Genomic DNA, 10,959 nt, shown 5'->3' with positions numbered 1-10,959 from the left:
GACCACAACAACGCGATGCTTTGCCGCTTCCTCGACACGTTCGGCTTCGACTACGAGTTCGCCAGCGCGACGCAATACTACAAGTCCGGCCGTTTCGATGCGATGCTCAAGCGCGCCGCCGAACGCTATGAGCAGATCATGGCGGTGATGCTGCCGACGCTCGGACCCGAGCGGCAGGCGACCTACAGCCCGTTCCTGCCGATCTCGCCGAAGAGCGGCCGGGTGCTTTACGTGCCGATGAAGCATGTCGACGCCGAGGCCGGCACCATCACCTTCGACGACGAGGGCACCGAGACCACGCTTTCGATCACCGGCGGCCGCGTGAAGCTGCAGTGGAAGCCGGATTTCGGCATGCGCTGGGCAGCGCTTGGCGTCGATTTCGAAATGTTCGGCAAGGACCACCAGACCAATGCGGTGGTCTATGACCGTATCTGCAACATTCTGGGCGGACGGGCGCCGGAGCATTTCGTCTACGAACTGTTCCTCGACGAGAACGGCCAGAAGATCTCGAAGTCGAAGGGCAACGGGCTGACCATCGACGATTGGCTGACCTATGCGCCGACCGAAAGCCTCGGGCTCTACATGTACCAGCGGCCGCGGCAGGCCAAGAAGCTGTATTTCGACGTCATCCCGCGGGCCGTGGACGAATACTATACGTTCCTTGCCGCTTATCCCCGGCAGGACTGGAAGGAACGGCTGGGCAATCCGGTCTGGCATATGCATGATGGCAACCCGCCCGCGATCGACATGCCGGTGCCGTTCTCGCTGCTGCTCAATCTGGTCAGCGCCTCCAACGCGCAGAACAAGGATGTGCTGTGGGGGTTCATTTCACGTCATACGCAAGGCGTGACGCCAACGACGCATCCCGAGCTCGACCGGCTGGTCGGCCATGCGATCCGCTATTTCGACGATTTCGTGAAGCCGACGAAAACCTTCCGGCCCGCCGACGAGGTCGAGCGCGAGGCGCTGGCAGCCCTCGACGAAGCGCTTGGGGCGCTGCCGGCGGACGCCAATGGCGAAGCGATCCAGAACGCCTCGCTCAACGTCGCGCGCAGGATCGAGCGCTACCAGGATCATTCCAAGCAGAGCCCGGAAGGCGGCCCCGGCGTATCGGGCGCCTTCTTCCAGATGATCTATCAGGTGCTGATCGGCCAGGAGCGCGGCCCGCGCTTCGGCTCGTTCGCAGCGCTCTACGGCGTGGCCGAGACACGTGCGCTCATTGAGCGGGCGCTGGCTGGTCAGCTGGCTTGAGCACGCCGTCGACCTCTTCCAGGATCGAACCCGGCGCCTGAGGGGCCGGGCGTGGCGCGGCCGGCATCGCCGGCATGCCGGACAGATCGGGCGCCGATCCGAAAATGCCCTTCTTCGCCGTGCGCGCCTTGTCGCCGGCTTCGACATAGGGTCCGCCCTTGGCGGCGCGCGCCCAGCCGTTGTCGACCAGCCATTGGCCGATATCCTGATTGCCGATCCGGCATTCGGCGGCGATCAGGTCGCGGCCGCCCTGCGGCGGCACCGTGCAGACCACCGCGCGGCCGCGCAGGAAGGCGCGGAACGCCGTCCGCGCCCGGACACCGCACGGCCAGGGCTTGCCGTCCTCGCTGCAGGTCTCATCCTGCCTGACGATATCGATGCCGGAAACCGCGACCGAGTAACCCTTCGCCTCGATCAGGCCGGCGGCCGGCGCAACCGGCTGGAACAGCTTGGTGCCGTTCCAATCGTCGGGCATTTTCGGCTTGGGCGGCACAGCCAGCGCGAGTTTGCTCAACGGCTCGCGCGGCTCGACCCGTTCAAGCCCCTCGGCGGGCAGTTCCGGTGGCGCGACAATTTGGGGATCGATCGCCCTCGAATGCAGCGCCGGCTTTGGCGGCTGCGGGGCTGCTATGGCCGATGTGGCCGGCTCCTGCGGCACCGTCCCGGCAGCCTGCTGCGCCATCGTATCGGCGCCCGGATCAAGCTGGTCCACCGTGATGACGCTTTCACTCCCTTTCAACGTGCGACCGCCGGCGACGACCATGGCCGCCATCACCGGGACCATCAGAACCGCCAGGGCATGACGAAGGAGCCGCACCAGCTTGACCTACTGGCTAGCCCAGACAATCCGCGCCACCCATTCGACATCGCGCATGGGAATATCGCGGTCGGGATGATCGGGATTGAGCGAGACCAGCGCAATCGACTTGACGGTCTGGCGCTCGAGCACCTTGGCCATCACCTCGCCTGATGTGGTCTTGACGACGACGCGATCGCCCTTGCGGGTGACGGCGCCCGGTTCGACGATGAGGACGTCGCCATTGCGGTAGAGCGGCAGCATGGAATCGCCTTGCACCTGCAGCGCGTAGGAGCTCTCGGTCGATTGCGCCGGCAGTTCGATCAGATCCCAACCCTGCCCGACTGGAAAGCCGGCATCGTCGAAGAAGCCGCCGGCGCCGGCTTGGGCAAAGCCGAGCAACGGCACGGAGCTTCTGCGGGCGACCGAAGCGGCATGGCTGGTCGAAGCACCATTGCTGATCCCAGGCCGGCCTTCGATCAGACCGGTGAATTCGTCGAGTGAGGCGCCCGTCGCCTCGATGATCTTGGCCAGCGATTCGGTCGAGGGCCAGCGTGGTCGGCCATCCGACGACAAACGCTTCGACTTGTTGAAGGCAGTGGAATCGAGCCCCGCACGCTTGGCCAAACCCGAGGCCGAAAGCGAATAACGCTTGGCAAGAGCATCGATGGCAGCCCAGACTCGGTCGTGCGAGAGCATGCTCGCTCTCCTTCGGTGCAGGAAAAAATACCTTTCCCTTCTAGTCTTGGAATGTCGTTTTGTCCACCGGTCGTGAGTGGTTGCAAACGTTTCCGTCGATCGCGGAAAGTCCGACTACCGGGATCGACCGACACCCTTGGCCAAGCTGCGCAGACCCTGGTGCGATGTCATGAAAATCCGCTCCGTTTGCGTCGGTGGCCGCGGGTTCACGGCACGACCAAGTGCCGCAACGACCTCGCCAATCTCAAGAAAGTTGCGAGCCTTGCGATCGTAGACGCCGGCTGTCGTCAGGATCAACGCGGCCGTCTCGCCATTGTCGAGGACGAAGCGGTGCTTGCCTACAACCTGGGTGCCTTCCCAGGTCTCGATCGAGGACACCACTTCGAAGCGGCGCCACAGCCTGATCTCGCGTGCATAGACCGCTTGCAGTCCGCCCATCATCGGCGCCCAGCCATTCTTCCTTGCCAGCGTGATGAGGCCTGCACGAACAAACAGGTCGATGCGGCCGAGATCGGCCAGCATCATGTAGCGCGCATTGTTGAGATGGATGTTGAAATCGATGTCGGTCGGCAGGCAGCGGAAAGCCAGCCGGCCTTCGCCGCCCATCACATAGGGGCCACGGCTGCGTGCCGTGGCCATCATGCGCACCATGCGCGCCCAGACATACATTACAGCGCCCCATGTCCTCTTGGACGCGCAAAGGTCGCTGCAAGACGCTTGATTTTGCCCATGCGTCAGGCTGCCTGCTTCACGTCGCCTTTCGCATAGGGATCGAAGCGCTGGTAGAAGGTCTCGCCTTTCTCGGCCATGTCGAGCAGCAGCTTGGGTGCCTTGAACTCGGCGCCGTATTTCTTCTGCAGGTTCTTGGCGATCTTCACGAACGCCTTGGCGCCGATGCCGTCGATGTAGGACAGCGCACCGCCGGTGTAGGGCGCGAAGCCGAAAGCGAGGATCGAGCCGACATCGGCCTCGCGCGGGTCGGTGACGATGCCTTCTTCCATCACCCGCGCCGCTTCCAGCGCGATGGTGACCAGCAGCCGCTGCTGCAGTTCCTCATAATCGACCTTCTCGGGTGCAAGCTGCGGATAGAGCTCCCTAAGGCCCGGCCATAACTTCTTCTTGGCGGGCTTTGCCGGGTAATCGTAAAAACCCTTGCCGTTCTTGCGGCCGAAGCGGCCGTGATCGTCGACCATGGCGTTGATCAGCGCCATCTGCTTGGGATCGACCGCCTTGTCGCCCAGATCCCTGATGGTCTGCTTCATGATCTTCTGGGCAAGGTCGATGGCCGTCTCGTCGGTCAGCGCCAGGGGGCCGACCGGCATGCCGGCCGCCTTCGCTGCATTCTCGATCATCGGCGCGGGAACGCCCTCGATCAGCATCTTGTAGGCTTCCGACATGTAGCGCAGCACGCAGCGATTGACGTAGAAGCCGCGCGTGTCGTTGACGACGATCGGCGTCTTCTTGATGGCGCGAACGAAGTCGATGGCGGTGGCCAGCGCCTTGTCTCCGGTCTTCTTGCCCAAAATGATCTCGACCAGCATCATCTTGTCGACCGGCGAGAAGAAATGGATGCCGATAAAGTTTTTCGGCCGCGCCGAATTCTTCGCCAGGCCGGTGATCGGGATGGTGGAGGTGTTCGACGCGAAGATCGCCGATGGCTTCAGCACGGCCTCGGCCTGTTCGGTGGCGCTCTTCTTCACGCTCGAATCCTCGAAAACGGCCTCGACCACCAGATCGCAGCCGGCAAGGTCGGCATAGTCCGCCGTCGGCGTGATCAGCGACAGCAGTTTGTCCTTGTCCTCCGGCTTGGCGCGGCCCTTCTTGACCTGATCCGAGATCAGGCCGTCGGAATGCGCCTTGCCCTTGGCAGCCGACTCCAGATCACGGTCGAGCAGCACCACCGGGATGCCGGCCTTGGCGGTGACATAGGCGATGCCCGCGCCCATGAAGCCGGCGCCGAGAATGCCGATCTTCTTGAATTTGGTTTCGGGCACGCCGGCCGGGCGGCGGGCGCCCTTGTTCAGTTCCTGCAGCGACACGAACAACGAGCGGATCATCGCCGCCGCCTCCCTCGTCTGCATGATCTCGGTGAAATAGCGCTGCTCGATGCGCAAACCGGTGTCGAACGGCACCAGCAGGCCTTCATAGACGCATTTGAGGATCGCGGCGGCGGCCGGATAGTTGCCGTAAGTCTCACGACGCAGGATGGCGATGGCCGGCGGCCACAGATTGAAGCCGGCGGGCGAATAGATCTGGCCGCCGGGCAGCTTGAAACCTTTCTCGTCCCATGGCGCCACCGGCTTCAGGCCATTCCTGATCATCGCCTTGGCGGTCTCGACGAGCCTGGCCGGCTCGGCGATCTCATGGATCAGGCCCATAGACTTGGCCTTCTGCGGCGACAGTGTCTGGCCCGAGGTCAGCATCTGCAGCGCCTGCTGCTGATCGGTCAGCCGCGGCACGCGCTGGGTGCCGCCGGCGCCCGGGAAGATGCCGATCTTCACCTCGGGAAGTGCCATCTTCACCTTGTCGCTATCGGCGGCGACACGGCCGTGGCAGGCGAGCGACAATTCGAAGGCGCCGCCCATGCAGGTGCCGTTGATCGCCGACACCCACGGCTTTCCGCAAGTTTCCAGCTTGCGGAACAGGCCGGTCATCATGCCGGCATTGTCGAACAGCGCCTTGGTCGCCCTTTCGGCGTCCTTGCCCTTTTCCGCGGCGAAGGTCGTCAGCATCTTCTGCAACAGGGTAATGTCGGCACCGCCGGAGAAGGTGTCCTTGCCGGAGGTGATCACGGCGCCCTTGATGGCGGCGTCACCAGCCACCTTGTCGACAATGGCGTTCAATTCTCGCATCGCCTCTTCGGTGAAAACGTTCATCGAGCGGCCAGGCATGTCCCAGGTGACCAGCGCAATGCCGTCGGCGTCGATGTCGAGGGTGAAATTGGTGTAGCTCATCGTTTCTCTCCCCGTCAGACGCGTTCGATGATGGTTGCGGTTCCCATGCCGGCGCCGATGCACAGCGTCACCAGAGCCGTGTTGAGATCGCGGCGCTCGAGTTCGTCCAGCACCGTGCCGAAGATCATCGCGCCGGTGGCGCCGAGCGGATGACCCATGGCGATAGCGCCGCCATTGACGTTGATCCTGTCGTGATCGATGTCGAACGCCTGCATGTAGCGCAGCACCACCGAAGCGAAGGCTTCGTTGAGCTCGAACAGGTCGATGTCCGAGAGCTTCATCTTGGCGCGCTTCAACAGCTTCTCGGTGACGTCGACCGGGCCGGTCAGCATCAGCACCGGCTCGGAGCCGATGTTGGCGAAGGTACGAATGCGCGCGCGCGGCTTCAGCCCCATCGCCTTGCCGGCTTTCTTCGAACCGAGCAGCACGGCGGCGGCGCCGTCGACGATGCCGGACGAATTGCCGGCATGATGGACGTGATTGACCTCTTCCACCTCGGGATGCTTCTGCACGGCGACGGCATCGAAGCCGCCCATTTCGCCTGGCATGACGAAGGACGGGTTGAGCGAGGCCAGCGACTGCATGTCGGTCGACGGGCGCATATGTTCGTCATGGTCGAGGATGGTCAGGCCGTTCTGGTCCTTGATCGGGACGACGGAATTCTTGAAGCGGCCATCGGCCCAGGATTTGGCGGCGCGCTTCTGGCTCTCGACCGCATAGGCGTCGACGTCGTCTCTGCTGAAGCCGTATTTGGTGGCGATCAGGTCGGCCGAGATGCCTTGCGGCACGAACCAGCCGGGCAGGCCGACCGAAGGATCCATGAACCAGGCGCCGCCCGAGGCGCCCATGCCGACACGCGACATCGATTCGACGCCGCCGGCAATGACGATCTCATCGGCGCCCTGGGCGATCTTGGCGGCGCCGAAATTGATGGCGTCGAGCCCGGAAGCGCAGAAGCGTGAGATCTGCATGCCGGGCGCCTTGGTGTCGTAGCCGGCCTCGAAGGCGGCGGCGCGCGGAATGACCGAACCGGCTTCGCCGACCGGATCGACGCAGCCGAAGATGATGTCATCGACAGTGCCGGTGTCGAGCCCATTGCGATCGCGCAGCGCCTCAAGCGTCTTGGCGGCAAGCCGCACCGCCGGCACCTCGTGCAGCGATCCGTCCTTCTTGCCCTTGCCGCGCGGTGTGCGCACGGCGTCATAGACATAAGCTTCAGCCATTTGCTTGCTCCTTAGGTTTGCCTGATGTCGCTCTCAGAGAGAGCGGCCGATCAGCAATTTCATGATCTCGTTGGTGCCGCCGTAGATGCGCTGGACGCGGGCGTCGCGGAACATGCGGGCGATCGGGTATTCATTCATGTAGCCATAGCCGCCATGCAGTTGAAGGCATTCGTCGACGACTTTTCCCTGCAGGTCGCTGAGCCAGTACTTGGCCATCGACGCGGTCACAGGATCGAGGCCGCCGGCGATGTGGCGGGTGACGCAATCATTGTAGAAGACGCGGCCGACGGTGGCCTCGGTCTTGAGTTCGGCCAGCTTGAACTGGGTGTTCTGGAAATCGATGATCGCCTTGCCGAACGCCTTGCGTTCCTTGACATAATCAATGGTCAGCGCCAGCGCCCGCTCGATCATGGCAATGGCGCCGGTGCCGATCTGCAGCCGCTCCTGCGGCAATTGCTGCATCAGCTGGACGAAGCCCTGCCCTTCCTCATGGCCGAGCAGGTTGGAGGTCGGCACGCGCATGTCGTTGAAGAACAGCTCCGACGTGTCGTTGGCCTTGAGCCCGATCTTGTCGAGGTTACGGCCGCGCTGAAAACCTTCGACCTCGTCGGTCTCGACGACGATCAGCGAGGTGCCCTTGGCACCCTTCTCCGGATCGGTCTTGGTGACGACGATGATGAAGTTCGCAAGCTGGCCGTTGGTGATGAAGGTCTTGGAGCCGTTGATCTTGTACTGATTGCCATCCTTCTGCGCCCGCGTCTTGACGCCCTGCAGGTCGGAGCCGGCGCCCGGCTCGGTCATGGCGATGGCGCCGATCAGCTCGCCGGTCGCCAGTTTCGGCAGCCATTTCTTCTTCTGCTCCTCGGAGCCATAGTGGAGGATGTAAGGGGCGACGATCGAATTGTGCAGGCCGATGCCGAAACCGTCGACGCCGACATGGCCGATGGCCTCGATGATGGCGCTCTCATGCGCGAAGGTGCCGCCGGAGCCGCCATATTCCTCCGGCATAGAGGCGCAGAGCAGGCCGGCGGAACCTGCCTTCAGCCAGCTCTCACGATCGACCATCTCGTTCTTCTCGAACTCGTCGTAGCGCGGCGCGATCTCCTCCGACATGAAGCGATGCGCCATGTCGTAGAGCATGCCGACCTCGTCCGCCGCCCAAGCGGGCTTCGGAAGGCCAAGGATTTCAGCTGGGTTGGTCATGCTGGTATGATACTCCTCCCGACATGCATCATCGAAACTGAGGCCGGCGCACTGCCGCAGCGACCCCTCCCGACCCTTCGGGCCACCCTCCCCTCAAGGGGGAGGAGGACGCCGATCATCTTTAGAACGCTTCCGCCGGCAGTGCCATCAATGTGTCGGCGCCGCTCGAAATGCGGGCGAGATGCGCCGACGTCTCCGGCATGATCCGCTCCATGAAGAAGCGCCCCGTCACGACCTTGTTGTCGTAAAAAGATTGCGCGCCATTGGCGTCCGTCTTGCCAAGTGCCACCTTGGCCATCTGCGCCCACATATAGCCCAGAGCGACCAAGCCGAAGAGATGCATGTAGTCGGTCGAGGCGGCACCGGCATTGTCGGGCTTGGCCATGCCGTTCTGCACCAGCCACATGGTGGCGGCCTGCAAATCGTTGAGACCTTTCTTCAGCGCCTTGGTGAATGGCGCCATCTTCTCGTCGGAGCGGTTCTCCTCGCAGAACTCACCGACCTCCTTGAAGAAGGCCTGCACGGCGCGGCCGCCATTCAGGCCGAGTTTACGGCCGACGAGGTCGAGCGCCTGGATGCCGTTGGCGCCTTCATAGATCATGGCGATGCGGGCATCGCGCACGAACTGGCTCATGCCGTGCTCTTCGATATAACCGTGACCGCCGAACACCTGCTGCGCCATGACGGCGTGGTCGAAGCCCTTGTCCGTGAGCACGCCCTTGACCACCGGTGTCATCAGGCCGGTGTAATCGTCGGCGGCCTGGCGGTCCTTGTCGTCGCCGGAGCGGTGGGCAATGTCGGACTTGATCGCCGTCCACAGCGCCAGCGCGCGGCCGGCCTCGTTGAAGGCCTTCATGGTCATCAGGCTGCGGCGGATATCGGGATGGACGATGATCGGGTCGGCCTTCTTGTCCGGCGCCTTCGGCCCCGACAATGAGCGGCCCTGCAAACGGTCCTTGGCGTAGCCGACAGCGTTCTGATAGGCGATCTCCGACAGCGACAGCCCCTGCAGGCCCACACCAAGGCGCGCCTCGTTCATCATCGTGAACATCGCCTTCAGGCCGCCATTGGCCTCGCCGAGCAGCGTGCCCTCAGCCTCGTCATAGTTCATGACGCAGGTCGAATTGCCATGGATGCCCATCTTCTCCTCGATCGAGCCGCAGGAGACGGTGTTCCTGGTGCCCGGATTGCCCGATGCGTCGAGCTTGAGCTTCGGCACGATGAACAGAGAGATGCCCTTGACGCCTTCCGGCGCACCCTCGATGCGGGCCAGTACCAGATGGACGATGTTGTCCGACATGTCGTGTTCGCCGGCCGAGATGAAGATCTTCTGGCCTGAAATTTTATAGGTGCCATCGCCGTTCGGCACCGCCTTGGTCCGCAACAGGCCCAGATCCGTGCCGCAATGCGGCTCGGTCAGGTTCATGGTGCCGGTCCAGGCACCCTCGATCATCCTCGGCAACCATGTTGACTTCTGCTCGTCGGTGCCGTGGGTGATGATCGCGGCGATCGCGCCTTGCGTCAGGCCCGGATACATCATCAAGGACATATTGGCCGAGACCATATATTCGGCGACGGCGGTATGCACGGCATAGGGCAGGCCCTGGCCGCCGAACTCGACTGGTGCGGCCAACCCCATCCAGCCGCCTTCGCGATACTGGTCGAACGCCTCCTTGAAGCCTTTCGGCGTGGTCACCGAGCCATCGTCGTGACGCACACAGCCTTCCATGTCGCCGACACGGTTCAGCGGATGCATGACGTTTTCGGCGAGCTTGGCGCCTTCGGCCAGGATCGCCTCGAGCACATCGGGCGTGGCGTCGGCAAATCCGGGAAGGTTCGAATAACGCTGATAACCCAGAACCTCGTTGAGCACGAACAGCGTATCCTGGACCGGAGCCCTGTATGTCGGCATGCTTTTTCTCCACCCTGCAAACCCGGTCCGAATGCCCCGAAGACAAGCCAGGGGCGGCATGCGGACCCATATTGGGAGCGGGATAGCAAAAATTGACGTTTGCGTAAACGTCAATTTTTTCGATGCGACAAGATTCCCCGCCCACTGGAGCAATGAGCGTAGCGGCGCGACGATGCGCAAGCCAGCGCCGAAAGGCCATGAGAGTGGGCCAGGACAACGAAAAGCCGCGTGGCAGGCCACGCGGCTCGACAGAACTCAGACAATCAGCAGACGACTTGGTCTGCCGCAAATCCGAACGGATTTGTTTTAGCTGGCGGCGCTCGCCTGCGGCGCCGAACGCTCGCTCAGCATCTGGCGCACCGCCGACATCGAGCCGCTCAGCTCGTTGATGGCGTCGTCGATCAGCGCCCTTTGCTTCTGCAGGCGGGCAAGCTGCTTTTCCGACTTGTCCAGCGCGAGCTTGAGCTGCTTGGTGTTTGAACCGGTCGGATCGTAGAGATCCATCATCTGCTTGACGTCACGCAGCGAGAACCCGACCTTGCGGCCAAGCAGGATCAGCTTGAGGCGGGCCTTGTCGCGGCGCGTGTAGAGACGGGTCGACCCGTCACGCTGCGGGTTGAGCAGGCCTTTGTCTTCGTAGAAACGCAGCGTGCGCAGCGTCACTCCATATTTTTTCGCCATCTCGCCGATGCGGACGAGGTCCTCGCCGGTTTCGGCAGATATATTGGTATTGGCCGCGGTCTCGCCGGCCGAGATAAGCTTCATGGTCACTGGCTTTCCCCGTCTGGTGGCGTCGCGGTCTCGGACCATGCGTCGCCTGACTGGAAGCGGGGGCCTGCTTCCAGTCGTGGTTTCAACAAACAAATCGCAAACATGCGCTCAATGCGCCTTTTACGTTTACGTCAATTCTATACCGATTGC

9 protein-coding genes are annotated in these 10,959 nt (G+C 62.9%); 1 reads left to right on the top strand and 8 read right to left on the bottom strand.

The annotated features are described in order from the left end of the window. The coding region (locus EN893_RS06295) for a lysine--tRNA ligase (protein WP_164900734.1) at positions 1–1,251 on the top strand (1,251 nt) is incomplete at its 5' end. Here EN893_RS06295 and EN893_RS06290 read toward each other — a convergent pair. The 8 genes from EN893_RS06290 to EN893_RS06255 form a co-directional block, all read right to left on the bottom strand. After that, positions 1,217–2,068, bottom strand: coding sequence for a thermonuclease family protein (locus EN893_RS06290; protein ID WP_348627432.1), 852 nt, complete (start codon positions 2,066–2,068; stop codon positions 1,217–1,219). The genes EN893_RS06295 and EN893_RS06290 overlap by 35 nt on opposite strands. Positions 2,069–2,077: 9 nt before the next feature. Beyond that, positions 2,078–2,746, bottom strand: coding sequence for a helix-turn-helix transcriptional regulator (locus EN893_RS06285; RefSeq protein WP_127268614.1), 669 nt, complete (start codon positions 2,744–2,746; stop codon positions 2,078–2,080). Positions 2,747–2,860: 114 nt separating this feature from the next. Then, complete coding sequence (locus EN893_RS06280) at positions 2,861–3,415, bottom strand: thioesterase family protein (RefSeq protein ID WP_127268615.1); 555 nt, start codon at positions 3,413–3,415, stop codon at positions 2,861–2,863. 65 nt (positions 3,416–3,480) lie between these two features. Further along, the gene (locus EN893_RS06275; protein ID WP_127268616.1) at positions 3,481–5,700 is read right to left on the bottom strand and encodes a 3-hydroxyacyl-CoA dehydrogenase NAD-binding domain-containing protein; all 2,220 of its coding nucleotides are present in this window, start codon (positions 5,698–5,700) and stop codon (positions 3,481–3,483) included. A gap of 14 nt (positions 5,701–5,714) precedes the next feature. After that, entirely contained in the window at positions 5,715–6,923 is a 1,209-nt protein-coding gene (locus EN893_RS06270; RefSeq protein WP_127268617.1) for an acetyl-CoA C-acetyltransferase, read from the bottom strand. Positions 6,924–6,956: 33 nt separating this feature from the next. After that, on the bottom strand, positions 6,957–8,126 hold the full coding sequence (locus tag EN893_RS06265) for an acyl-CoA dehydrogenase family protein (protein WP_127270389.1): 1,170 nt from the start codon (positions 8,124–8,126) through the stop codon (positions 6,957–6,959). Between the two features lie 121 nt (positions 8,127–8,247). Continuing rightward, on the bottom strand, positions 8,248–10,038 hold the full coding sequence (locus EN893_RS06260; protein ID WP_127270390.1) for an acyl-CoA dehydrogenase: 1,791 nt from the start codon (positions 10,036–10,038) through the stop codon (positions 8,248–8,250). A 306-nt stretch (positions 10,039–10,344) separates the two neighbouring features. Beyond that, entirely contained in the window at positions 10,345–10,803 is a 459-nt protein-coding gene (locus EN893_RS06255) for a MerR family DNA-binding transcriptional regulator (RefSeq protein ID WP_127270399.1), read from the bottom strand. Positions 10,804–10,959: the final 156 nt, after the last annotated feature.

The sequence above is a fragment of the Mesorhizobium sp. M7A.F.Ca.CA.004.04.2.1 genome (genome assembly GCF_004022825.1).
Lineage (GTDB): Bacteria > Pseudomonadota > Alphaproteobacteria > Rhizobiales > Rhizobiaceae > Mesorhizobium.
Note: the sequence above shows the minus strand (reverse complement) of the source record. Positions and strands in the feature narration are given on the sequence as shown.